The sequence below is a fragment of the Streptomyces sp. NBC_00158 genome, assembly GCF_045160885.1.
GTDB lineage: Bacteria > Actinomycetota > Actinomycetes > Streptomycetales > Streptomycetaceae > Streptomyces.
This window is the reverse complement of the sequence record NZ_CP108161.1, coordinates 1,709,777-1,734,096: the sequence shown is the minus strand read 5'-3', so window position 1 is coordinate 1,734,096 and position 24,320 is coordinate 1,709,777. Positions and strand designations below refer to the sequence as shown.

The window sequence follows — 24,320 nt, the reverse complement described above, 5'->3', positions numbered from 1 at the left end:
CGCTCCCGGGCCGCCGCCTCGGCCGTGGGCGATCGCCCTGCGCCTTCGCCTCCGGCGTTCGCCCCGTACCTCCGCCCCGCCGGCCGCCGTGGCGCATGGACGTGTCCGGCCCCGCCGCTACCCCGCGTCCCCCGGAGGGCCCGGCAGGGCCGCGCACAGGCGGGCCAGCAGCCGGCGGGCCGCCGGGCCGGACGGGCCGTCCGAACGCCAGGCCAGCGCGACCCGGCCGCGCAGCTCCGGCCCGGTGATCCGCAGCGCCCGCACCCCCGGCCCGGCCGCCGACCCGGCGCCCTCCGGGACCACCGCCACCCCCAGCCCCCGTGCCGCCAGCCGGGCCAGCACGGCCGGCGCGGCCGCCTCGAAGTCCACCCGCGGGCCGAAACCCGCCTCGGCGCAGGCCCGCTCCAGCACCGCGCGCAGCCCCGTCCCGCGCGGCAGCGCGATCAGCGCCCGCCCGCGCAGCTCCGCCAGCGCGACCCGGCCGTCCACGGCCGTCCGTACGAGGGGGTCGTCGGCCCGGACCACCGCGACGAGGGGCTCGTCCAGCACCACCCGCGCCGTGATCCCCCGCGGCGGCTCCCCGGCCAGCCCGGCCACCGCCAGGTCCAGCTCCCCCCGGCGCAGCGCCGCCAGCATCCGCTCCGAGGTGTCCTCGGCCAGCGAGATCTCCACCCGGGGGTGCGCGTCGTGGAAGTCCCCCAGCACCCCGACCACGTCGAAGGCGCCCACCGCCGCCGAAGCCGCCCCCGGCACCAGCCCCACCGCCACCCGCCCCCGCAGCAGCCCCGAGAACTCGTCGGCGGTCCGCCGGATCCCCTCCACCGCCGCCAGCGCGGCCCGCGCGTACTCCAGTACCGCCGCGCCCGCCTCCGTCGGCGTCACCCGCCGCCCCGAGCGGTCCAGCAGCCGCTGCCCCAGCTCCCGCTCCAACTGCCCGATCTGCGCGCTCACCCCGGGCTGGGACACGTGCAGCCGCTCGGCGGCCCGGGTGAAGCCGCCCTCGTCGGCCACCGCCACGAGGTACCGCAACTGGGACAGCTCCATGAGCGGCGAGTCCAGGCCGGGGGCACCGGGCGACCGGAGGGCCCTCCGGCACCGCCTACCCTTGATGCATGACCAGCAGCAGCGACCGGAGCACGGCAGTGGTGGACCCCAAGGGAACTTACGAGGTGCGCACCTACGGGTGCCAGATGAACGTGCACGACTCCGAGCGGCTCTCCGGTCTGCTGGAGGACGCCGGCTACGTCCGCGCGCCCGAGGGCTGCGACGGCGACGCCGACGTCGTCGTCTTCAACACCTGCGCCGTCCGCGAGAACGCCGACAACAAGCTGTACGGCAACCTCGGCCGGCTCGCCCCGATGAAGACGAAGCGCCCCGGCATGCAGATCGCCGTCGGCGGCTGCCTCGCCCAGAAGGACCGCGACACCATCGTCAAGAAGGCCCCCTGGGTCGACGTGGTCTTCGGCACGCACAACATCGGCAAGCTGCCGGTCCTCCTCGAGCGCGCCCGCGTCCAGGAGGAGGCCCAGATCGAGATCGCCGAGTCGCTGGAGGCCTTCCCCTCCACGCTCCCGACCCGCCGCGAGTCCGCGTACGCCGCCTGGGTCTCGATCTCCGTCGGCTGCAACAACACCTGCACCTTCTGCATCGTCCCGGCGCTGCGCGGCAAGGAGGAGGACCGCCGGCCCGGCGACATCCTCGCCGAGGTCGAGGCCCTGGTCGCCGAGGGCGTCTCCGAGATCACCCTGCTCGGCCAGAACGTCAACGCCTACGGCTCCGACCTCGGCGACCGCGAGGCCTTCTCCAAGCTGCTGCGCGCCTGCGGCCAGATCGAGGGCCTGGAGCGGGTCCGCTTCACCTCCCCGCACCCCAAGGACTTCACCGACGACGTCATCGCCGCCATGGCCGAGACCCCGAACGTGATGCCGCAGCTGCACATGCCGCTGCAGTCGGGTTCCGACCCGATCCTGCGTGCGATGCGCCGGTCGTACCGGCAGGAGCGATTCCTCGGCATCATCGAGAAGGTCCGCGCCGCGATCCCGCACGCCGCGATCTCCACCGACATCATCGTCGGCTTCCCCGGCGAGACCGAGGAGGACTTCCAGCAGACGATGCACGTCGTGCGCGAGGCCCGCTTCGCCAGCGCCTTCACCTTCCAGTACTCCAAGCGCCCCGGCACCCCGGCCGCCGAGATGGAGGGGCAGATCCCCAAGGAGGTCGTCCAGGACCGCTACATGCGCCTGGTCGCCCTCCAGGAGGAGATCTCCTGGGAGGAGAACAAGAAGCAGGTCGGCCGGACCCTGGAGGTCATGGTCGCCGAGGGCGAGGGCCGCAAGGACGGGGCCACCGCCCGCCTGTCCGGCCGTGCCCCCGACAACCGGCTCGTGCACTTCACCAAGCCCGACGAGGACGTCCGCCCCGGCGACGTGGTCACCGTGGAGATCACCTACGCGGCCCCTCACCACCTCCTCGCCGAAGGCCCGACGCAGTCCGTGCGCCGCACCCGCGCCGGCGACGCCTGGGAGAAGCGCAACGCGGCACCGGCGCAGCCGGCGGGCGTCATGCTCGGCATCCCGTCCATCGGCGTCCCGGCCCCGCTGCCGGCGGCCACCTCGGGCTGCGCGATCGACTGACCGCGCGGGGGCCGGGGCGGCTAGGCTGCGGATCATGCTCGTAGCCGCCGCCGTCTGCCCCGCCCCGCCGCTCCTCGTGCCGGAGGTCGCCGCGGGCGCCGCCGCCGAACTCGACGACGCCCGTACCGCCTGCTCCGACGCGCTGGCCGTGCTCGCCGCCGCCCGGCCCGACCTGCTGGTCGTGGTCGGGGCCGCGGCCGAGGGCGGCGGGTACGACCAGGGCACGCCCGGCGGCTTCGCCGGCGTCGGGGTGGACCTGACCGTCACCCTGGGACCGGACCTGGGCGGACCGCCGACCGGCGAGGCCACCGGCACCGTCCTCCCGCCCTCCCTCGCGGTGGCCGGCTGGCTGCTCGGGCAGGCCCGCTGGGCGGCGGCCCCGGTCGCCGGGGTGGCCGTCGCCGAGGACCTCCCGGCCAGTGGCTGCGGCCTCCTCGGCGCGGACCTGGGCCGCTCCGCGGACCGGGTGGCCATGCTCGTCATGGGCGACGGCAGTGCCTGCCGGACCCTGAAGGCCCCCGGCTACCTGGACGAACGGGCCGCCGCCTTCGACGCCGCCGCCGGGCGGGCCCTGGGCGCCGCCGACACGCGGGCCCTCGCCGCGCTGGACCCCGCGCTCGCCGCCGAGCTGCTGGCGGCCGGCCGGGCGCCCTGGCAGGTGCTCGCGGGTGCCGCGGAGGGCGCGGGCCTGGACGGCCGGCTGCTGTACGAGGACGCCCCGTACGGGGTCGGCTACTTCGTGGCCGCCTGGTCGTAGCGGACACCCGGGCGGCGCACCCCGCCGCCCGCACGCGCGACACGCACACGCACGACACGCGCGACACGCGCACGCATGACGGAGGGGCGCGGGATCTTCAGATCCCGCGCCCCTCCGGTCACCGCGTCAGGAAGCGGCCGGCGGCGTCGGCCCGCCGGGGGTGTCCTTGTGCGCGATCTTGCCCAGGGCGTCCTTCGCCTTGTCCGCGCCGGTCGTGATCCGGTCGCTGTACTTGCCATGGGTCTTGGAGTCCACGACCTTGGCGACCTTGTCCAGGCCCTCGCCGATCCTGCCCTCGTGCTGCTGCGCGAGGTCGCCGACCTTGTCCTTCGCCGGAGCGAGCTTGGCCTTCAGATTGTCCATGAACCCCATGGGGCACCTTCCAGTGGCGTGACTGCGGGACTACGTACGGGCGCCCTCGCCGGCCTCGCTGTCCGAGGCCGCCTCGGCCGACTGCTGCTTCGGGATCTCCACGGCCTCCGCCGCGGGGGTCCCGGCCGCCGCAGACCCGGCTTCCGCGGCCTCGGCGGCCTCCCCGGTCCCTGCGGCCGGCTCGGTCTCCGCCTCCAGCGCCTCCGCCGGCCCGGCCTCGGCGGCGGCCGGCTCGGCCACTACCTCTTCCTTGCGACGAAAAATCCGGTCAAAAACGCCCATGTCTACTCCCATAACGTTACTCGTGCGGGTGAAGTTCCGCCCTGACCCGACCGGTCTCCACCAAATGCGCGCCAGGCGCACGCCGGGGCCGGAACCTCTTCAGGGCAACGACCCCGCCCGCACCCCGTCACCTCACCCGAACGGGTAGGTGGCGGTGGTTTGACCAGGGGCTGCGAGACTGTGTCGGTGAGGAATGCAGCCCCCGCCCCGCGGGTCATCGCCGTCGTCGGTCCCACCGCGGCCGGAAAGTCCGACCTGGGCGTCGCCCTGGCCCGCCACTTCGGCGGCGAGGTCGTCAACGCCGACTCCATGCAGCTCTACCGGGGGATGGACATCGGCACCGCCAAGCTGACGCCGGAGGAGCGCGGCGGGGTCCCGCACCACCTCCTCGACATCTGGGACGTCACCGAGACCGCCAGCGTCGCCGAGTACCAGCGCCTGGCCCGCGCCGAGATCGACAAGCTGCTCGCCCAGGGCCGCACCCCCGTCCTCGTCGGCGGATCCGGCCTCTACGTGCGCGGTGCCCTCGACGCCATGGAGTTCCCCGGCACCGACCCCGAGGTCAGGGCCCGGCTGGAGGAGGAGGCCACCCTGCGCGGCCCCGGCGCCCTGCACGCCCGCCTTGCCGCCGCCGACCCGGCCGCGGCCGCCGCGATCCTGCCCAGCAACGCCCGCCGCATCGTCCGGGCCCTGGAAGTCATCGAGATCACCGGCAAGCCCTTCACCGCCAACCTGCCCGGCCACGAATCCGTCTACGACACCGTCCAGATCGGCGTCGACGTGGCCCGCCCCGAGCTCGACGAGCGGATCGCCCTGCGCGTGGACCGCATGTGGGACGACGGCCTCGTCGACGAGGTCCGCGCCCTGGAGGCCCGGGGACTGCGCGACGGCATCACCGCCTCCCGCGCGCTGGGCTACCAGCAGGTGCTGGCCGCCCTCGCCGGGGAGTGCACCGAGGACGAGGCCAAGGCCGAGACCGTGCGCGCCACCAAGCGCTTCGCCCGCCGCCAGGACTCCTGGTTCCGCCGCGACCCCCGCGTGCACTGGCTCAGCGGAGCCGCCGCCGACCGGGGGGAACTCCCCGGACTCGCGCAGTCGTTGGTCGAACGAGCGGTCACAGCCTGATCACGTGATTGCATCGGGAAGCCCCGTGTGCCCGTCGCGGGCCCGGGTCCGTGCCATCATCAAACTTCTGAACAGCGGCGTACGAAGTCCGAGTGGGGAGGGCGCGTGGCTATGGAGGCCGGCCCTCGTGACACGGGGCGGGACGACACCAGGCGAGGAGCGGACCCGGTGCTCCGAAGCGGGCCCGGCGAGCCTGGCGCGCCCGTCGGCCCCGGCACGCCGGACGCCCCGGCGGGTCCCGGTGCGACCGGCACCCCGACGGGTCCCGGCACGGACGCCGACGGCCTCGGGCTGCCCGCCGAACCGGCCCGGCTGAGCCCCGACGGCCCCGACGCACCGGAACCGGGCACCGAGGCCGCCGGCCCCGAGTTCGAGGTCGAGCTGCGCCCGCAGCGCCGCCTGCGGATCTGGCAGATCGCTCCCATCGTGATGCTGGCCGCCGCCGGCTCCCTGATGTTCGCCTTCCCCCTCGCCTTCGAGTTCGGGGACGGCGGAGCCGTCGTCGCCATGCTCGGCTTCCTCATCAGCTGCTGCGCCGGCGGCTGGGGCATGATGGCCGCGCGCCGCGTCGGCTACGCCTGGCCCGGGCTGCCGCCCCGCGGCAGCGGCCGCCGCCCCGACTGGCGGATGGCCGGACTGTACGCGCTGGTCGCGCTGGCCGTCGTAGCACTCGCCGTGTACCGGGTGGCCCGGCTGCGCTGACCGCGCCGCCCCGCCGCGACGGCCCTTGCGGCAGCCCCGAGGCAGCCCCGTGGCAGCGGCCTGACCGCATGCTGATCCCGCAGGCCACGGCCCCGGCCCGCTCGGTACCATGGGCGGGTGACGCACACCACCCTCTCCTTCCTCAAGGGCCACGGGACCGAGAACGACTTCGTGATCGTCCCGGACCCGGACAACGCCGTCGACCTGCCCGCGACCGCCGTCGCCGCCCTGTGCGACCGCCGCGCCGGCATCGGCGCCGACGGTGTGCTGCACGTGGTCCGCTCCGCCGCCCACCCCGAGGCCGCGCACATGGCCGACGAGGCCGAGTGGTTCATGGACTACCGCAACAGCGACGGCTCCATCGCCGAGATGTGCGGCAACGGCGTCCGCGTCTTCGCCCGCTACCTCCAGCACGCCGGCCACGTCGAGCCCGGCGACCTCGCCATCGCCACCCGCGGCGGCGTCAAGCAGGTCCACCTCGACAAGACCGGCGACGTCACCGTCTCCATGGGCCGCGCCCTGCTCCCCGAGGGCGACGTCACCGTCTCCGTCGGCGAGCGCTCCTGGCCCGCGCGCAACGTGAACATGGGGAACCCGCACGCCGTCGCGTTCGTTGAAAGCCTCGACCACGCCGGCAACCTGTACAGCCCCCCGCCGTTCAGCCCCGCCTCCGCCTACCCCGCCGGGGTCAACGTCGAGTTCGTCGTCGACCGCGGCCCCCGGCACGTCGCCATGCGCGTCCACGAGCGCGGCTCCGGCGAGACCCGCTCCTGCGGCACCGGCGCCTGCGCCGTCGCCGTCGCCGCCATCCGCCGGGACGGAGCCGACCCCGCCGAGACCGGACAGCCGGTCTCGTACACCGTCGACCTGCCCGGCGGCACCCTCGTCATCACCGAACACCCCGACGGCCGCGTCGACATGACCGGACCCGCCGTCATCGTCGCCTCCGGCGAGTTCGAAGCCGCCTGGCTCACCGAAACGGCTTTCGCCTGAAGATTCCCTCTCATGGGTGATCCGTTTCACGCTGAGCGAGAGGTGGACTGCGCCACGTGGTGGGGTCGGTAACATCAGGCACCGGCCCTGAGGGCTCACCCCATGCCCGCCACCGCCGGTCGAAGCCGCCGGAGGTGCCCATGAGTGCAGAGGCCACGAACCCCGAAGCACATGCCGAGATGCGCCCTGAGCTGCGCAGACGAGGCCGAAGCCGACTCGATCTGCGCCGCCTGGGGCGCGCCGCCCTGCTCGGGCCCACGTCCCGCGACCGCCTGCCCGACGCCATCGGACACGTAGCAGAAGCCCACCGCGCCCACCATCCGGACGCCGACCTGTCCATTCTGCGGAAGGCATATCTGCTCGCGGAGCACTCCCACCGCGGCCAGATGCGCAAGAGCGGTGAGCCGTACATCACACACCCGCTCGCCGTCACCCTCATCCTCGCGGAACTCGGCGCCGAGACCACCACCCTGACGGCCTCTCTCCTCCACGACACCGTCGAGGACACCGACGTGACCCTCGAACAGGTCCGGGAGGAGTTCGGCGACGAGGTCTGCTTCATCGTCGACGGCGTCACCAAGGTCGAGAAGATCGACTACGGGGCCGCGGCCGAACCCGAGACCTTCCGCAAGATGCTCGTCGCCACCGGCAACGACGTCCGCGTCATGTCCATCAAACTCGCCGACCGGCTCCACAACATGCGCACCCTCGGCGTGATGCGCCCCGAGAAACAGGCCCGCATCGCCAAGGTCACCCGCGACGTCCTGATCCCCCTCGCCGAACGCCTCGGCGTCCAGGCCCTCAAGACCGAGCTGGAAGACCTCGTCTTCGCGATCCTGCACCCCGAGGAGTACGAGTACACCCGCGCCCTCATCGCCGCCCGCGCGGGCCAGGACGACCCCCTCGCCGCCATCGCCGAATCCGTCCGCACCGTCCTGCGCGACGCCGGCATCGCCGCCGAGGTCCAGGTACGGCCCCGGCACTTCGTCTCCCTCCACCGCATCTCCCGCCAGCGCGGCGAACTGCGCGGCTCCGACTTCGGCCGCATCCTCGTCCTCGTCGCCGAAAACGCCGACTGCTACGGGGTCCTCGGCGAACTCCACACCTGCTTCACCCCGGTGGTCTCCGAGTTCAAGGACTTCATCGCCGTACCGAAGTTCAACCTCTACCAGTCGCTGCACACCGCCGTCGCCGTCCCCGAGGGCTACGTCGCCGAGGTCATCGTCCGCACCCGGCAGATGCACCGCGTCGCCGAAGCCGGCGTCGTCGCCCTCGGCAACCCCTACGCCACCGGCGAGACCACCGCCGACTGCGACGAGGAACGCGTCGACCCCACCCGCCCCGGCTGGCTCTCCCGGCTCCTCGACTGGCAGCAGTCCGCACCCGACCCCGACACCTTCTGGAGCGTCCTGCGCGCCGAGCTCGCCCAGGACCGGGAGATCACCGTCTTCCGCGCCGACGGCGGCACCCTCGGCCTGCCGGCCGGCGCCAGCTGTATCGACGCCGCCTACGCGCAGCACGGCGAGGCGGCCCACGGCTGTATCGGCGCCCGCGTCAACGGGCGCCTCACCTCCCTCTCCTCCCCGCTCTCCGACGGGGACACCGTCCAGCTGCTCCTCGCGCAGGACGCCTCCTCCGGGCCCGCCCCCGACTGGCTGGAGCACGCCAGGACCCCGGCCGCCCGCATCGCCATCGGCAGCTGGCTCCAGGCCCACCCCGACGGCCCCGGCCCCGCCACCGCCGCGCCCCGGCCGCAGCTGTCCGTCGCGGGGCTGCGCGGCGGCGGGGGCAACGCCGTCGCCGACCTGCCCGACGCGCACGTCCGCCTCGCCGGATGCTGCACCCCCGTACCGCCCGACGCCGTCGCCGGGTTCGTCGTACGCGGCGGGGCCGTCACCGTCCACCGCGAGCACTGCCCGGCCGTGGCCCAGATGCGCTCCCTGGGCCGCACCTCGGTCGCCGTGCACTGGCGGGCCACCGCCGACTGCCGGGTCACCCTCACCGCCGAATCGTTCGGCCGGCCGCACCTGCTCGCCGACCTCACCGAGGCCATCGCCCGGCTGGGCGTCGAGGTCATCTCCGCCACCGTCGAGCCGCCCGTCGAACAGCGCGTCCACCACAGCTACACCCTGCAGATGCCCGACGCGGCGGTCCTGCCCGCGCTGATGCGCGCGATGCGGGACGTACCCGGCGTGTACGACGTCAGCCGGGTGTAGGAGCGCGGGAGGAGCGAAGGGCGTTCGGGGGAACGCGGGGGCGCGGGGGGAGGGGGAGAAGGGGCCGGAGAAGGCTTCGGGGGAGCCCGGGGGAGCCCGAGGAGTGATCCGCCCGGCACGACGGGGACAGCGCGCGCCGGGGCGCGCACGCGGGGGCGTACGGAGTCCGCCGCCCGGCCGCGGCGCCCCGTTCGGGTGGAGTCGTCGCGCGCCGCTCGCAGCCCCGGGACGGGCGCTGGTAAGCGGTGGTGGATGCAGCTCACCTCCCCGCGCCTTCGCGCCTCCCTGCTCGCCGCGGCCTCCCTCACCCTCGTCGCCGCCGTGCTGCCCCCGCCGAAGCCGCTGGGCATCGGAGACCGGCTCTTCCCCGAGCTGGGCAACCCCGGCTACGACGTCCTCTCGTACGACCTGTCCCTCACGTACAAGGACAACCGCAGCCCCCTCGACGCGGTCACCGCCATCGAGGCCCGCAGCCTGGAACCGCTGGAGCGGATCAACCTCGACTTCACGCACGGGACGGTGGCCTCCGTCGAGGTCAACGGGCAGCCCGCACGGTTCGAGGCCGCCGGGGAGGACCTCGTGCTGACCCCCGCGCACCCCGTGCCGGCGAGTGCCCCGCTGCACATCACCGTCCGGCACACCAGCGACCCGCGCGGCCGCGCCACCGACGGCGGGTGGGTCGTCACCGAGGACGGCCTCGCCATGGCCAACCAGGCCGACGCCGCCCACCGGGTGTTCCCCTGCAACGACCACCCCGCCGACAAGGCCTACTTCACCTTCCGGATCACCGCCCCCGACGGGTACAGGGCCGTGGCCAACGGGCTGCCCGGCACGCTCCCGGCCGCGCGCGCGGCCGGCACCACCGAGTGGACGTACCGGACCCTCCACCCGATGGCCACCGAGCTCGCCCAGGTCTCCATCGGCCGCTCCGCCGTCCTCCACCACACCGGGCCGCACGGCCTGCCCCTGCGCGACGTGGTGCCCGCCGCCGACCGGGACCGGCTGGAGCCCTGGCTGATGAAGACCGCCGGGCACGTCGCGTGGATGGAGGAGCGCGTCGGGCGCTACCCCTTCGAGAACTACGGGGTGCTCATCGCCCGCGCGAAGACCGGCTTCGAGCTGGAGACCCAGACCCTCTCGCTCTTCGAGCACGGCCTGTTCGCCGGGGAAGCGGCCGGCTACCCCGAGTGGTACGTGGAGTCCGTCATGGTCCACGAGCTCGCCCACCAGTGGTTCGGCGACAGCGTGACCCCCCGCACCTGGTCCGACCTGTGGCTCAACGAGGGACACGCCACCTGGTACGAGGCCCTGTACGCGGACGGCCTCGGCAAGTACCCGCTGGAGCGGCGGATGCGCGAGGCCTACCAGCGCTCCGACCAGTGGCGGGCCCAGGGCGGCCCCCCGGCCGCCCCGAAGGCGGCCGCGCCCGGCGAGAAGATCGGCCTGTTCCGGCCCGTGGTCTACGACGGGGCCGCGCTGATCCTCTACGCCCTGCGCCAGGAGATCGGCGCCGCCGCCTTCGACCGCGTCGAGCGGCGCTGGGTCGCGGAGCACAAGGACGGCATCGCCGGCACGGACGACTTCGTACGCCTGGCCTCGCAGGAAGCCGGACGCGACCTCACCGCCTTCCTCCGGCCCTGGCTGTACGGGGAGACCACGCCGGCGATGCCCGGACACCCGGAGTGGGGCGGCCCGGCGGCGGCCCGGGGGAAGGCGCCGGGCAAGCCGTAGGCGCGGAAAACGGTATGACGGCCGGGGAACGGGCATGACACCATCGACGAGGCCGAGGGGGACGCCCCCCCGGGTGAACCGGCCCCGGGATCCGTCCCGGGGAATCACCGGACCGGCCCACACGTTGGACATGACAGTGTTATGTCACGCACAGCGGTACCTTTGGCCCTGGCCGAGCCGGCCGGGCGCCGGAACCGGTCGGCGCGACACCATCGAATCGACGTAAGGATCCAATGACCTCCTCTTCTTCCCCTTCCCAGGACCCGCGGGACACGCAGGACGTGCGGGACTCGCAGCGCTTCACCGAGAGCCTTCGGGCCGATGCCCTGATGGAAGAGGACGTCGCCTGGAGCCACGAGATCGACGGAGCGCGGGACGGCGACCAGCTCGACCGCTCCGACCGCGCGGCCCTACGCCGCGTCGCCGGTCTCTCGACCGAGCTCGAGGACGTCACCGAGGTCGAGTACCGCCAGCTCCGCCTGGAGCGCGTGGTCCTCGTCGGTGTGTGGACCTCCGGGACCGTGCAGGACGCCGAGAACTCCCTCGCGGAGCTCGCCGCCCTCGCCGAGACCGCCGGCGCCCTCGTCCTCGACGGTGTCATGCAGCGCCGCGACAAGCCCGACCCGGCCACCTTCATCGGCTCCGGCAAGGCCCGCGAACTGCGTGACATCGTGCTCGAGAGCGGGGCCGACACCGTCGTCTGCGACGGCGAGCTCAGCCCCGGCCAGCTCATCGCGCTCGAGGACGTGGTCAAGGTCAAGGTCGTCGACCGGACCGCCCTCATCCTCGACATCTTCGCCCAGCACGCCAAGTCCCGAGAGGGCAAGGCGCAGGTCGCACTCGCGCAGATGCAGTACATGCTGCCGCGACTGCGCGGCTGGGGCCAGTCGCTCTCCCGTCAGATGGGTGGCGGCGGCGGTGGCGGCATGGCCACCCGCGGCCCCGGTGAGACCAAGATCGAGACCGACCGGCGCCGCATCCGCGAGAAGATGGCGAAGATGCGCCGGGAGATCGCCGAGATGAAGACCGGCCGGGACATCAAGCGGCAGGAACGCCGCCGCAACAAGGTCCCCTCGGTCGCCATCGCCGGCTACACCAACGCCGGCAAGTCCTCCCTCCTCAACCGCCTCACGGGCGCGGGCGTCCTGGTGGAGAACGCGCTGTTCGCCACCCTCGACCCGACCGTGCGCCGGGCCGAGACCCCCTCCGGCCGCGTCTACACCCTGGCCGACACGGTGGGCTTCGTCCGCCACCTGCCCCACCACCTCGTCGAGGCGTTCCGCTCCACGATGGAGGAGGTCGGCGACTCCGACCTCATCCTGCACATCGTGGACGGCTCGCACCCGGCACCGGAGGAGCAGCTGGCGGCCGTGCGCGAGGTCATCCGCGAGGTCGGCGCGGTCAACGTGCCCGAGATCGTGGTGATCAACAAGGCGGACGCGGCCGACCCGCTCGTCCTCCAGCGGCTGCTGCGCATCGAGCGGCACTCCATCGCCGTCTCCGCCCGTACCGGTCTGGGCATCGAGGAACTCCTCGCGCTCATCGACGCCGAGCTGCCCAGGCCCGCCGTCGAGGTGGAGGCCCTCGTGCCCTACACCCGCGGCGCCCTGATCGCCCGGGCCCACGCCGACGGCGAGGTCATCTCCGAGGAGCACACCCCGGAGGGCACCCTGCTCAAGGCACGGGTCCACGAGGAACTGGCGGCCGAACTCGCGCCGTACGTCCTCGCCAAGCAGTAAGGGCCACGCGCCGCACGGCGTCGCCCACCGGAAATGAGGGAGGGCCCCCGCAACAGCGGGGGCCCTCCCTCATCTCACGCCCTCATCTCACGTGCCCGGATCGATCCGGCCCGCTTCACTTGAACTTGGCGCTCACCGCGGTGTAGATGCCCTTGGCCTCCGGACCCAGCTTCGGCCCGGCCAGCCACCCGGCCTTCGCCGGACCGATCGAGGTGTTCGACACCAGCGCGGGCTTGCCGTCGGCACCCGCCGCGATCCAGCCGCCACCGGACGAACCGCCCGTCATCGTGCAGCCGATGCGGTACATCACCGGATCGGCCTGCTTCAGCGCCAGCCGGCCCGGCTTGTCCGCGCACTGGAACGCCTTCTGCCCGTCGAACGGAGCCGCCGCCGGGTAGCCCGTCGCCGTGATGCTCGCGACCTTGCCCACCGCCGGAGCGTTGAACTCCACCGGAAGCGCCGTACCGACCGTCTCCTCCAGCGACTTGCCGCCGCCCTTCTCCGGCGTCACGTGCAGCACCGCGAAGTCGTACGGGGCACCCGCGCCACCCGTCGGACCGCCCGTCGCGATCCACTGGTCCGAGGTCTGCGCCCAGTCGCTCCACCACACGCCGTACGGGGCGACCTGCTCGCGCGGCGCACCCTTGAGCGCCGCCGCCGGCTTGCCCGCGTTGTTGTACGACGGGACGAAGGCGATGTTGCGGTACCAGCCGCCGGCCTTGCCCGCGTGCACGCAATGGCCCGCAGTCCAGACCATGTTGGACTTGCCCGGGTGGGCCGGGTCCTTCACCACGGTCGCGGAGCAGACCATCGAGCCCTCGGGGCCGTCGAAGAAGACCTTGCCCGAGGCCGGGACGCTGGAGTGGTACGGCGAAGCCGCAGGCTGCGCGGTCACCGGAGCCGGGGTCGGGTCGGTGACGCCCTGGTCCTTGCCGGCGTCCGGGTCGACGGCCGGGCGCTGCGGCTGCTCCGCGTCACGCATCCGGTCCGGGTCCCAGAGACCGTCGATGATCGGGTTGACGTAGTCGCCCGCCTCGCGGAGCCAGTCCTCCTTCTTCCAGTTCTTCCACGCACCCCCCTTCCACTTCTCCAGGTCGAAGCCGTGCTGCTTGAGCCGCTCCTTCAGCTCGTCCGGAATCTTGATCCCGTCCGCCGCGCCGGACGGCAGGGGCGCAGCCACGGTCGGCTTGGCGTCGGCGCCGGCCTCCCCGTCGCCGGGTCCGCAGGCCGAGGCGGTCAGCGCGAGCGCGGCCGCGCAGAGGATCGCGGTGACCGGTCGGTTCGGTCGCATGTCGTAAGCCCCCAGAAGTTTCGAGGTGTTGAGACGGAGTCGATCGGGGTGGATCGCAGCACCCCACTATGCCGCCGAGGCATAGGACGGCGGGCGCCGGGTCGATGGTTCCTGCCGACGCGGCCCGGCCGAACCGCAAGGATCTTCGGCCCACCCGTGATCCGAAGCCGTCACCGTCGTTGGTACGTACGGGGGATGGTGCAGCAGCGTTCGTGTTCGAGGCGCAATCCGGAAGAGCAACCCGCGGGAGGACCGACAGTCGTGGCCGTGACCGAACCGACCGCAGCCGGCGCCCCGGCCGGAACCGCAGCCGAGACCGCACCGCGCACCCCGGCGCACCCGGGAACACAGGTCCCGGCCCAGGGCGGACGCGGACCCGCCTCGGCCGAAGGGATCCTGCGCAGGCAGGCGCTGCGGGAGTCAGCGGCCCGGACCTACGCCCGCTCGCTGCCCATCGTCCCCGTACGCGCCCGGGGGCTGACGATCGAGGGGGCCGACGGGCGGCGCTACCTCGACTGCCTCTCCGGCGCGGGCACCCTCGCCCTCGGGCACAACCACCCCGTCGTCCTCGAAGCCATCCGCGGGGTCCTCGACTCGGGGGCCCCGCTGCACGTCCTCGACCTGGCCACCCCGGTCAAGGACGCCTTCACCACCGAGCTCTTCGAGAGCCTGCCCCCGAAACTGGCCGCCGACGCCCGCGTCCAGTTCTGCGGGCCCGCCGGGACCGACGCCGTCGAGGCCGCCCTGAAACTGGTCCGGGCCGCCACCGGACGCACCGGGCTGCTCACCTTCACCGGCGCCTACCACGGCATGACCGCCGGAGCCCTGGAAGCCTCGGGCGGCGCCGGCGACGTACGGGTGACCCGGCTGCCCTACCCGCAGGACCACCGCTGCCCGTTCGGGGTCGGCGGCGCCGAGGGCGCGCGGCTCGGGGCCCGCTGGACCGAGACCCTGCTCGACGACCCCAAGGGCGGGGTGCCGCTGCCCGCCGCCATGATCGTCGAGCCCGTGCAGGGCGAGGGCGGGGTCCACCCGGCTCCCGACGCCTGGCTGCGCCGGATGCGGGAGATCACCGCCGCCCGGGGCATCCCGCTGATCGCGGACGAGGTGCAGACCGGGGTGGGCCGCACCGGGGCCTTCTGGGGCGTCGACCACGCCGGGGTGGTCCCCGACGTGATGGTCCTGTCCAAGGCCATCGGCGGCAGCCTGCCACTGGCCGTGATCGTCTACCGGGCCGAGCTGGACGTCTGGGCCCCCGGTGCCCACGCCGGAACGTTCCGCGGGAACCAGCTCGCGATGGCGGCGGGCACCGCCACCCTCGCCTACGTCCGCCGCAACGGCCTCGCCGAGCGGGCGGAGGCCCTGGGCGGGCGGATGCTGACTGCCCTGCGCGGCCTGGCGGCGGAGCAGCCGTGCGTCGGTGACGTACGGGGCCGCGGCCTGATGATCGGCGTCGAACTCGTCGACCCCGACACCGGTGCCGCCGCACCCGAACTCGCCGCCGCGGTGCGCCAGGAGTGCCTGGACAGGGGCCTGATCGTCGAGCTCGGAGGCCGCCACTCCAGCGTCGTCCGCCTGCTGCCCCCGCTGACCCTGACCGACGAACAGGCCGCGGCCGTCCTGGACCGGCTGGCCGACTCCATCCCCGCCGCCGCCCGTCGGCCCCACTGACCGCACGCCGAAGGACCCCCGATGCCCGACCCCTCCACCACCCCCCGTCCCGAAACCCCGGAAACCCCGCCCTCGACCCCCCTCCCGTCCCTCCCCTTCGCGTGCCCCCCGCCCACCCCCCTCGCCCCGGCCCACCAGCCGTCGGCCCCGCCTGCCCCCACCCCCCTTGCCCCGGCCCACCAGGCGTCGGCCCACCCGGCCCCGGCCCACCAGCCGTCGGCTCCGGCCCACCCGGCGCAGGCCGACCTGGCGCCGGCCCCGGCCCACCCGGCCCCGGCCCGCCTGGCCCCGACCGTCGATGCGGTCCCCCCGGCCCCCACCACCCTCCCCGGCTCGGTGCCCGCGCCGGCCCCCTCCGCCCCGGCCCGGGCCGCCACCCCCGCCGAGCGCCCGCCCGCGCCCGCAGCCGCCCCCACGCAGACGGCACCGGGCAGCGGCGGCGCCCCCGCGGCTGCGCAGGCCCCAGTCCGACCGGCGGCCGGTCCCGGCAGCGGCCCGGCCCCGGCCGTCACCCCGGCTCCGGCGCAGCCCGCAGACGCCGCCGACCACCATCCGGCCGCGGCCTGCCCGGCGGCATCGCCCGCCCCGGTGCGGCCCGACGGCTCCGCCCGGCCGCCCGCCGCCGGGAACCCCGCCGGGCCTCCGCCGCCCGGGGCGTCCGCCGCCGCGCAGGTACCGCCGGGGCCCGAGCGGCCCGCGGCATCCCCGGCCGTGGACCGGGAGCAGCAGGCTCCCGGGCGGGACCGGGCCGGAGCGGAGCCCGCGGCCGTGCCCGGGGCTCCGGCGGCGCAGGCCACCCCATCCCACGCCCCGGCGGGCACCGTGCCCCGGCAGCAGGACGGCACCCTCCGCCCCCGGGTCGGCGGCACCGGGCCCACCGGCCCCGACCCGGCGGCGCTGCCCGACCTGCTGGACCACCCCGACCCGGCCACCGCCGCCGAGTCCGCGACGGTGGAGAACCTACTGCGCTGCTGGGTCCGGGAGAGCGGCATCGGCCGCCCCGACGGGCCCGTCGGAACCCTGCTCCGCATCCCCCTCCCCGCCTCCGGGGCCGCGCTGATCGTCCCCGTCCGCTACTGGTCCCCGGCAGGCTGGCACCGCTTCGCCCCCGCCCGCCTCGAAGGCGCCCCCGCCCACGCCCCCGCCGTCGACGCCGTCTCCCTCGCGGCCCTGCTGGCCCGTGAGGGCGACGGCCGCAGCGGCACCGACCTCGTAGGCCGGGTCGCCGACTCGGTGCGCCGCACCACCGAGTTCATCGCCGACCGCCGCCAACGCCCCACCGGACCGGACCCCGTCGCCGGCGACCGCTTCCTCACCGCCGAACAGTCACTCCTCCTCGGCCACCCCCTCCAACCGGACCCCAAGAGCCGCGAAGGACTCTCCGAAACCGAAGTACGCCACTACTCACCCGAACTCCACGGCTCCTTCCCCCTGCACTGGATCGCGGTCGCGCCCGACGCCCTCGCCACCGACTCCGCCTGGACCGAACGCGGCCGCCCGGTCTCCGCCGCACAGCTCCTCGCCCGGCTCGCCCCCGGCCTCCCACTGCCGGCCGGCACCACCGCAGTTCCCCTGCACCCCTGGCAGGCACGCGACCTCCTCCACCGCCCCGCCGTCACCGCCCTCCGCGACGCGGGACTCATCACCGACCTGGGCCCGTACGGCACTCCCTGGTACCCCACCTCCTCCGTCCGCACCGTCCACCGGCCCGGCGCCCCCGCGATGCTCAAGCTCTCCCTCGGCCTGCGCATCACCAACTCCCGCCGTGAGAACCTCCGCAAGGAACTCCACCGCGGTGTCGAGGTCCACCGGCTGCTCCGCACCGGCCTCGCCGAGCAGTGGCAGACCGCCCACCCCGGCTTCGACATCGTGCGCGACCCCGCCTGGGTCGCCGTCGACGCCCTGGACGGCACCCCCGTCCGGGGATTCGACGCCGTACTGCGCCACAACCCCTTCCGCTGCGACGACGACGCCGTCTGCGTCGCCGCACTGACCTCCCTCCGTCCGTGGCCCGGCCGGACCACGATGCGCTCCCGGCTCGCCGACACCGTCTCCCGCCTCGCCGTCACCACCGGCCGGCCCGTCGCCGCCGTAGCCGCCGAGTGGTTCCTGCGCTACCTCGACCACGTCGTGCTGCCGGTCCTCGCCTTCGACGCCCTCGCGGGGATCGCCCTCGAAGCGCACCAGCAGAACACCCTGGTGCTCCTCGACCGGGCGGGCTGGCCCGTCGGCGGCCGCTTCCGCGACAACCAGGGCTACTACTTCCGCGACTCCCGCCGCGCAGAACTGGAACGACGCCTCCCCGGCATCGGCGACGCCAGCGACACCTTCGTTCCGGACGCCGTCACCGACGAGCGCTTCGCCTACTACCTCGGCATCAACAACGTGATCGGCCTCATCGGCGCCTTCGGATCGCAGCGGCTCGCCGACGAACGCGTGCTCCTCGCCGCCTTCCGCCGCTTCCTCGGCAAGGCCTCCGTCCTCGGCCCGGTCCCCGCGCGGCTCCTCGACTCGCCCACCCTGCGCTGCAAGGCGAACCTCCTCACCCGCCTGGGCGGGCTCGACGAGCTCGTGGGCCCCGTCGACACCCAGTCCGTCTACGTCACCATCACCAACCCCCTCCACGACTGACGCGCTCCCACCGACACCGAGAAGAGCCCCGATGCCTCCCACGGACACCACCACGAGCACCGCCGGCGGCCCCGCCTCCCACGAGGCCACCGCGCACCGCTTCACCGTCGGATTGCTGCCGCTGCTCGCCGAGGCGGACCTCCTCGACTCACCGGCGGGCTGGGGCACGACCCCGACACCGGCAGGGCCCTTCCGCCTCGAACCCGTCCGGCCGGGCCGGGACCTCGCACTGCTCACCGGCTGGATGAACGACCCCGACGTGGCCGCCTACTGGGAGCTCAACGGGTCCCCGGCCGTCACCGAGGCCCACTTGCGGGCCCAGCTCGACGGCGACGGGCAGAGCATCCCCTGCCTCGGCCTCCTCGACGGCAGCCCCATGAGCTACTGGGAGATCTACCGGGGCGACCTCGACCCGGTCTCCCGCCACTACCCGGCGCGCTCCCACGACACGGGTATCCACCTGCTCATCGGAGACGGCACGAACCGGGGCCGGGGCCTGGGCACCATGCTGCTGCGCGCCGTCGCCGAGCTCGTCTTCGACAACCGCCCCCGATGCACGCGCGTCATCGCAGAACCGGACATTCGCAACACCCCCTCCGTTTCAGCCTTCATGAACGCCGGTTTCCGCTATTCCACGGAAATCGACCTGCCCGAGAAGCGAGCCGCCCTGATGATCCGTGAGCGGGCGCTGCGCAATCTGCTTTGACCGCCGCCCTGCCATCCGGCTCAGCCCGCTCATTCCGCTTATTCCGTTCATTCGGACCCGGTTGGCGTCGTCGACCCTCGCTCGGTATCAGGTTCTCGACATTCGGCTTCGGTTTTCACAGCTCTCATCTCCAGAACTCCGCGTCGCTCAGCAAGGTTCCCGATATCCGAGGAGTCCCGTGCCGAATTTCCCCGCAGCCCCAGACTCCGCCGAGCACGCCGTTCCCCCGTCGCCCCAGCACCCGTGCACGCCTCCCGAACTCAACCAGCCCACCTGGGACTTCGCGGCGCGCCGACTGCTGGCCAAGATGCTCGGCGAGTTCGCGTACGAGGACATCGTCAGCCCCGTCCCGGTCCCCTCGGCCGCCGGCGACGCCTGGACCCTGACCCTCGACGACGGCAGCAGCCTGGGATTCCGCGCCCGCCGCCGCGCCTACGACAGCTGGCAGGTCGCCCCGGACACGATCACGCTGACCCCGCCCGCCCCCTCCGCGGAGCCTCCGATCGCGTTCGGGGACCCGTACGCCTTCCTCGTCCGGGCCCGCACCCTGCTGCGCCTCGACGGGCCGACCCTCGGCCACCTGATCCACGAGCTCAGCTCCACCCTCGCCGCCGACGCACGCCTCGACCACCACGCGCTCACCGCCGACGTCCTGGCCGACCTCGACTACGCGGCCCTCGAAGGGCACCAGACCGGCCACCCCTGGCTCGTCGCCAACAAGGGCCGCGTCGGGTGGTCCGCCGCGGACGCCGCCGCCTGGGCCCCCGAGGCGCGCACCCGGCAGCGGCTGCCCTGGCTCGCCGCCCACACCTCTCTGGCCGAGTACCGGGGCACCGCGGGCCTCGAAGACCCGGCACGGCTCTACGCGGCCGAGCTCGACCCCGCCACCCGAGCGGCGTTCGACCGGATCCTGCGCGACCGGGGCCTCGACCCGCTCCGCTACCTCTACCTGCCCGTCCACCCCTGGCAGTGGGACGAGATCGTCCTCCCGCTGTTCGCCCCCGCCCTCGCCTCCGGCGCCCTCGTGCCGCTCCCCGCCGACCCGGACGACAGGATCCCGCAGCAGTCGATCCGAACCTTCCTCAACCTCACCCGTCCGGACCGGCACAGCGTCAAACTCCCGCTGTCCGTCTTCAACACCACCGTCTGGCGGGGCCTGCCCAGCGACCTCAGCGCGGCCGCGCCCGCCGTCACCGCCTGGATCCACTCGCTCCGCGACGACGACCCGTTCCTGCGCGACGAATGCCGGGTCGTACTGCTCGGCGAGGTCGCCTCGGTCACCGTCCGCCACCCCGTGTACGACGGGCTCCCCGAGGTCCCCTACCAGTACAGGGAACTCCTCGGCGCGATCTGGCGGGAGCCGCTCGCCGGGCGGCTCGCCCCCGGCGAGCGCGCCCGCACCCTCGCCGCCCTCCTGCACGTAGATCCCCGCGGCCGCTCCTTCACCGCCGAGCTCGTCGCCCGCTCCGGGCTCACCCCCGAGGCCTGGCTGCGCCGCCTCTTCGCCGCCCTGCTGCCCCCGCTGCTGCACTTCCTCTACCGCTACGGCACGGTGTTCTCCCCGCACGGGGAGAACACCGTCGTGATCTTCGACGAGCGGGACGTTCCCGTCCGCCTCGCGGTCAAGGACTTCGTGGACGACGTCACCATCAGCCGTACCCCCCTGCCCGAGCACGCCTCCATGCCCGACGAGGTCCGCGCCGCGCTCCTCACCGAGCCTCCCGCCTTCCTCACCCAGTTCATCCACTCCGGGCTGTTCATCGGCGTCTTCCGCTACCTGTCCGCCCTGTGCGACGAGCGGCTCGGCGTGCCCGAGGACGAGTTCTGGTCCCTCGTACGGGCGGAGATCCTCCAGCACCAGGCCCGCTTCCCCGAGGACAAGGAGCGGCACCGCCTCTTCGACCTGCTGCCGCAGCGGATCGAAAGGCTCTGCCTCAACCGGAACCGGCTCCACGCGGACGGCTACCGCGACCGCCCGGACCGCCCGGGCGCCGTCGTGCACGGCACCGTGCCCAATCCCCTCCACAGCCCCTGAAGAGTGATCGATGCGGTCGCTGTCGGTGGCGCCCCGTAGGGTTGGCAGTGCTATGACGAAGCCCTCCCTCCCCGACCTGCTGCACGCCGCCGTTTCCGCCGTCGGCGGCACGGAGCGGCCCGGCCAGGTGGCCATGGCCGAAGCCGTCGCCGAAGCGATCGACGACAACTCCCACCGGCTGATCCAGGCCGGCACCGGCACCGGCAAGTCCCTCGGCTACCTGGTGCCGGCCCTCGCGCACGGCGAGCGCGTCGTCGTCGCCACGGCGACGCTCGCGCTCCAGCGCCAGCTCGTCGAGCGCGACCTGCCGCGCACGGTCGAGGCGCTGCACCCGCAGCTGCGCCGGCGGCCGCAGTTCGCCATGCTCAAGGGCCGGTCCAACTACCTGTGCCTGCACCGCCTCCACGAGGGCGTGCCGCAGGACGAGGAGGAGGGCCTCTTCGACCAGTTCGAGGCGGCCACCCCGACCAGCAAGCTCGGCAAGGACCTGCTGCGCCTGCGCGACTGGGCGGACGAGACCGAGACGGGCGACCGCGACGACCTCACCCCCGGCGTCTCCGACAAGGCCTGGAGCCAGATCTCGGTCTCCTCCAGGGAGTGCCTGGGCGCCACGAAGTGCGCGTACGGGGCCGAGTGCTTCGCGGAGGCGGCCCGGGAGCGGGCCAAGCTCGCGGACGTCGTCGTCACCAACCACGCGCTGCTCGCCATCGACGCCATCGAGGGCGCTCCGGTGCTCCCGCAGCACGAGGTGCTGATCGTGGACGAGGCCCACGAGCTGGTCTCGCGCGTGACCGGTGTCGCCACCGGCGAGCTCACCCCGGGCCAGGTCAACCGGGCCGTGAAGCGTGCCGCCAAGCTCGTCGACGAGAAGATCGCGGACGCCCTGCAGACCGCTTCGGAGACCTTCGAGCGGGTGATGGAGCTGGCGCTCCCCGGCCGCCTGGAGGAGATCCCCGAGGACCTCGGCTACGCGCTGATGTCGCTGCGCGACTCCGCGCGCAACGTGATCTCCGCGATCGGTGCCACCCGCGACAAGTCCGTCCACGACGAGGACGCCGTCCGCAAGCAGGCCCTCGCCGCCGTGGAGAACGTCCACGCGGTGGCGGAGCGGATCACGAACGGCTCCGAGTACGACGTCGTCTGGTACGAGCGCCACGACCGCTTCGGCGCCACCCTGCGGGTCGCCCCGCTCTCGGTGTCCGGGCTGCTGCGCGAGAAGCTCTTCGAGGACCGTTCGGTGGTCCTCACCTCCGCGACCCTCAAGCTGGGCGGCGACTTCAACGGGGTGGCGGCCTCGCTGGGCCTCTCCCCGGAAGGGGTGGAGGGCGACGGGGTGCCGGTGTGGCGGGGCCTGGACGTCGGTTCGCCGTTCGACTACCCGAAGCAGGGCATCCTCTACGTCGCGAAGCACCTGGCGACGCCGGGCCGGGAGGGCACCCGCGGCGACATGATGGACGAGCTGGCGGAGCTGATCGAAGCTTCCGGCGGCCGCACCCTGGGCCTGTTCTCCTCCATGCGCGGTGCCAAGGCCGCCGCCGAGGAGCTGCGCGGGCGGCTCGACAACCCGATCCTGCTCCAGGGCGAGGAGACGCTGGGCGAGCTGATCAAGACCTTCGCGGCCGACCCGAAGACCTGCCTGTTCGGCACGCTGTCCCTGTGGCAGGGCGTCGACGTGCCCGGACCCAGCTGCCAGCTCGTGATCATGGACCGGATTCCGTTCCCGCGTCCCGACGACCCGCTGATGAGCGCGCGGCAGAAGTCGGTCGAGGAGAACGGCGGCAACGGCTTCATGGCGGTGGCGGCCACCCATGCCGCGCTGCTGATGGCGCAGGGCGCGGGCCGGCTCGTACGGGCCTCCGGCGACCGGGGCGTGGTCGCGGTCCTGGACCCGCGCCTGGCCACGGCCCGCTACGGGAGCTTCCTGCGGTCCTCGCTGCCCGATTTCTGGTACACCACGGACCGCAACCAGGTCCGCCGCAGCCTGGCCGCCATCGACGCGAGCGCGAAGGCCGACGGCAAGTAGAGGCCGGGCGGGACCGGGTCCGGACCGTGCGAGCGGGACGGCGGTCCCCGGGCATGGAACAGCTCCGGGACCGGCGCAGTGGGTCCCGGAGCTGGCTGAGGGGCGACGGGGCCGGATCAGGCCCGTCGCGGCACCCGGATCAGACCCGCCGCAGCACGGCGACGACCTTGCCGAGGATGGTCGCCTCGTCACCGGGGATCGGCTGGTAGGCGGCGTTGTGCGGGAGCAGCCACACGTGGCCGTCCTCCCGCTTGAAGCGCTTGACGGTGGCCTCGCCGTCCAGCATCGCGGCGACGATGTCGCCGTTCTCCGCGACGGGCTGACGGCGGACGGTGACCCAGTCGCCGTCGCAGATCGCGGCCTCGATCATCGAGTCGCCGACGACCTTGAGCACGAACAGCTCACCGTCGCCGACGAGCTGGCGGGGGAGGGGGAACACGTCCTCGACGGACTCCTCGGCCAGGATCGGCCCGCCGGCCGCGATCCGGCCGACCAGGGGGACGTAGGAGGCGGCGGGCTTGCCGGTGGTGTCCGTGGGCTGCGAGCTGGGCTGGTCGGAGCCGCGCACCTCGTAGGCGCGGGGCCGGTGCGGGTCGCGCCGCAGGAAGCCCTTGCGCTCCAGGGCCATCAGCTGGTGCGCCACGGAGGAGGTGCTGGAGAGGCCGACCGCCTGGCCGATCTCGCGCATCGACGGCGGGTAGCCGCGGCGCTGCACGGAGTCCCGGATGACCTCGATCACCCTCCGCTGCCGGTCCGTGAGTCCGGAGCTGTCGGCGCGGATGCCTGGAGGGCGCCCTGGCAGGGAGCGCGCGGGGCGTACGGCCTCCGCCTCCTGGTTCTGACTTGCGTCATTCATGGCATGCACCGGCTCGAGTCGGCTCTGGGAGCGGTTCTGGGCAGTGATGGTGGCACTGTCTGCGGTGGTGGTCACGTCGGCCCCTCTCGAAATGTTCTCCCTAGCTGGACAACGGTAGTAGCTTTCGAAAGGTTGCGCCAAACACACGTTCGAGTGAAAAAACGCGGATCCCCCACCCGGGTTAGATCGGCGGGTGTATGGCGACCGGTGACCGGTAATGGGTGGCCGGTCGGACAGGGCCGCGGCGGCCGAAGCGGAATGCGCTCGGCGCCCGTCCGGCCGAACGCGGGTTCGGCTCCGCGTCCGCTCCTTACGGTACCCTTCCCGGTTGGATCGGCCGTGTCCGGGCAGGGTCCGCCGCCGGGCCCAGTGTGGCACCGGGACCCCCCGTATCCGGCCATCGGACACCGCGACACGCGGAGCGGCGTAAATCCGGCGCAACCCAAGATCTAGTGGTTGGATGGGCGCGGCCGCCCAGAAGTTGTGGTCCTCGGTCCTCCGAGGTCCTCTGGATCGCATATGCTTGTGGCTGCTTCACGAGCCCCCGGCGAAGACTC

Annotated in this window: 18 protein-coding genes; 13 read left to right on the top strand and 5 right to left on the bottom strand. The window is 73.8% G+C overall.

Annotated elements, in window-relative coordinates:
• Positions 1-117 precede the first annotated feature (117 nt).
• Positions 118-1,044 (bottom strand): LysR family transcriptional regulator, encoded by a 927-nt coding sequence (locus OG553_RS07665; protein WP_405978273.1) that lies wholly within the window; start codon positions 1,042-1,044, stop codon positions 118-120.
• Between the two features lie 68 nt (positions 1,045-1,112).
• Here OG553_RS07665 and miaB point away from each other — a divergent pair, with 68 nt between their 5' ends.
• Positions 1,113-2,633, top strand: coding sequence for a tRNA (N6-isopentenyl adenosine(37)-C2)-methylthiotransferase MiaB (miaB, locus tag OG553_RS07660; protein WP_405978272.1), 1,521 nt, complete (start codon positions 1,113-1,115; stop codon positions 2,631-2,633).
• 34 nt (positions 2,634-2,667) lie between these two features.
• Positions 2,668-3,390: a hypothetical protein gene (locus OG553_RS07655; protein WP_405978271.1), complete on the top strand. Its 723-nt coding sequence runs from the start codon at positions 2,668-2,670 to the stop codon at positions 3,388-3,390.
• A 126-nt stretch (positions 3,391-3,516) separates the two neighbouring features.
• On the opposite strand, the gene OG553_RS07650 is transcribed toward OG553_RS07655, so the two are convergent.
• Both OG553_RS07650 and OG553_RS07645 read right to left on the bottom strand, forming a co-directional pair.
• Positions 3,517-3,762 (bottom strand): antitoxin, encoded by a 246-nt coding sequence (locus OG553_RS07650; protein WP_405978270.1) that lies wholly within the window; start codon positions 3,760-3,762, stop codon positions 3,517-3,519.
• A gap of 30 nt (positions 3,763-3,792) precedes the next feature.
• Positions 3,793-4,002, bottom strand: a complete 210-nt coding sequence (locus OG553_RS07645) for a gliding motility protein (RefSeq protein ID WP_405978269.1) — start codon at positions 4,000-4,002, stop codon at positions 3,793-3,795.
• A gap of 228 nt (positions 4,003-4,230) precedes the next feature.
• Between OG553_RS07645 and miaA the strand changes: the two genes are divergently transcribed.
• The 6 genes from miaA to hflX all read left to right on the top strand — a co-directional run bounded on the left by miaA (position 4,231) and on the right by hflX (position 12,550).
• Complete coding sequence (miaA, locus tag OG553_RS07640; protein WP_405978268.1) at positions 4,231-5,169, top strand: tRNA (adenosine(37)-N6)-dimethylallyltransferase MiaA; 939 nt, start codon at positions 4,231-4,233, stop codon at positions 5,167-5,169.
• A 111-nt stretch (positions 5,170-5,280) separates the two neighbouring features.
• Complete coding sequence (locus tag OG553_RS07635) at positions 5,281-5,871, top strand: hypothetical protein (protein WP_405982984.1); 591 nt, start codon at positions 5,281-5,283, stop codon at positions 5,869-5,871.
• A gap of 117 nt (positions 5,872-5,988) precedes the next feature.
• The gene (gene dapF, locus OG553_RS07630) at positions 5,989-6,864 is read left to right on the top strand and encodes a diaminopimelate epimerase (RefSeq protein ID WP_405978267.1); all 876 of its coding nucleotides are present in this window, start codon (positions 5,989-5,991) and stop codon (positions 6,862-6,864) included.
• Positions 6,865-7,004: 140 nt separating this feature from the next.
• Positions 7,005-9,080 (top strand): RelA/SpoT family protein, encoded by a 2,076-nt coding sequence (locus OG553_RS07625; protein WP_405978266.1) that lies wholly within the window; start codon positions 7,005-7,007, stop codon positions 9,078-9,080.
• Between the two features lie 252 nt (positions 9,081-9,332).
• Positions 9,333-10,811, top strand: coding sequence for a M1 family metallopeptidase (locus OG553_RS07620; protein WP_405978265.1), 1,479 nt, complete (start codon positions 9,333-9,335; stop codon positions 10,809-10,811).
• A gap of 233 nt (positions 10,812-11,044) precedes the next feature.
• The gene (gene hflX / locus OG553_RS07615) at positions 11,045-12,550 is read left to right on the top strand and encodes a GTPase HflX (RefSeq protein WP_405978264.1); all 1,506 of its coding nucleotides are present in this window, start codon (positions 11,045-11,047) and stop codon (positions 12,548-12,550) included.
• Positions 12,551-12,665: 115 nt separating this feature from the next.
• On the opposite strand, the gene OG553_RS07610 is transcribed toward hflX, so the two are convergent.
• A complete protein-coding gene (locus OG553_RS07610) occupies positions 12,666-13,841 on the bottom strand; it encodes a trypsin-like serine peptidase (protein WP_405978263.1) in 1,176 nt (391 codons plus the stop codon).
• 261 nt (positions 13,842-14,102) lie between these two features.
• Here OG553_RS07610 and OG553_RS07605 point away from each other — a divergent pair, with 261 nt between their 5' ends.
• The 5 genes from OG553_RS07605 (at position 14,103) to OG553_RS07585 (ending at position 22,907) form a co-directional block, all read left to right on the top strand.
• Positions 14,103-15,512 carry a diaminobutyrate--2-oxoglutarate transaminase family protein gene (locus OG553_RS07605; RefSeq protein WP_405978262.1) on the top strand — a complete coding sequence of 470 codons (1,410 nt, stop codon included), beginning with the start codon at positions 14,103-14,105 and terminating at the stop codon, positions 15,510-15,512.
• Between the two features lie 711 nt (positions 15,513-16,223).
• Positions 16,224-18,143 carry an IucA/IucC family protein gene (locus OG553_RS07600; protein WP_405982983.1) on the top strand — a complete coding sequence of 640 codons (1,920 nt, stop codon included), beginning with the start codon at positions 16,224-16,226 and terminating at the stop codon, positions 18,141-18,143.
• A 31-nt stretch (positions 18,144-18,174) separates the two neighbouring features.
• The gene (locus OG553_RS07595; protein ID WP_405978261.1) at positions 18,175-18,849 is read left to right on the top strand and encodes a GNAT family N-acetyltransferase; all 675 of its coding nucleotides are present in this window, start codon (positions 18,175-18,177) and stop codon (positions 18,847-18,849) included.
• Between the two features lie 178 nt (positions 18,850-19,027).
• On the top strand, positions 19,028-20,884 hold the full coding sequence (locus OG553_RS07590; protein ID WP_405978260.1) for an IucA/IucC family protein: 1,857 nt from the start codon (positions 19,028-19,030) through the stop codon (positions 20,882-20,884).
• Between the two features lie 52 nt (positions 20,885-20,936).
• Complete coding sequence (locus tag OG553_RS07585) at positions 20,937-22,907, top strand: ATP-dependent DNA helicase (protein ID WP_405978259.1); 1,971 nt, start codon at positions 20,937-20,939, stop codon at positions 22,905-22,907.
• Between the two features lie 139 nt (positions 22,908-23,046).
• Here the strand turns inward: OG553_RS07585 and lexA are convergent, their stop codons facing one another.
• Entirely contained in the window at positions 23,047-23,838 is a 792-nt protein-coding gene (gene lexA / locus OG553_RS07580; protein WP_125602045.1) for a transcriptional repressor LexA, read from the bottom strand.
• Positions 23,839-24,320: the final 482 nt, after the last annotated feature.

Bases quoted from the DNA above. Each gene is read 5' to 3' on its own strand.
- OG553_RS07665 (WP_405978273.1), bottom strand. From the start codon at position 1,044: ATGGAGCTGTCCCAGTTGCGGTACCTCGTGGCGGTGGCCGACGAGGGC.
- miaB (WP_405978272.1), top strand. From the start codon at position 1,113: ATGACCAGCAGCAGCGACCGGAGCACGGCAGTGGTGGACCCCAAGGGA.
- OG553_RS07655 (WP_405978271.1), top strand. From the start codon at position 2,668: ATGCTCGTAGCCGCCGCCGTCTGCCCCGCCCCGCCGCTCCTCGTGCCG.
- OG553_RS07650 (WP_405978270.1), bottom strand. From the start codon at position 3,762: ATGGGGTTCATGGACAATCTGAAGGCCAAGCTCGCTCCGGCGAAGGAC.
- OG553_RS07635 (WP_405982984.1), top strand. From the start codon at position 5,281: ATGGAGGCCGGCCCTCGTGACACGGGGCGGGACGACACCAGGCGAGGA.
- OG553_RS07625 (WP_405978266.1), top strand. From the start codon at position 7,005: ATGAGTGCAGAGGCCACGAACCCCGAAGCACATGCCGAGATGCGCCCT.
- OG553_RS07620 (WP_405978265.1), top strand. From the start codon at position 9,333: ATGCAGCTCACCTCCCCGCGCCTTCGCGCCTCCCTGCTCGCCGCGGCC.
- hflX (WP_405978264.1), top strand. From the start codon at position 11,045: ATGACCTCCTCTTCTTCCCCTTCCCAGGACCCGCGGGACACGCAGGAC.
- OG553_RS07610 (WP_405978263.1), bottom strand. From the start codon at position 13,841: ATGCGACCGAACCGACCGGTCACCGCGATCCTCTGCGCGGCCGCGCTC.
- OG553_RS07595 (WP_405978261.1), top strand. From the start codon at position 18,175: ATGCCTCCCACGGACACCACCACGAGCACCGCCGGCGGCCCCGCCTCC.
- OG553_RS07585 (WP_405978259.1), top strand. From the start codon at position 20,937: ATGACGAAGCCCTCCCTCCCCGACCTGCTGCACGCCGCCGTTTCCGCC.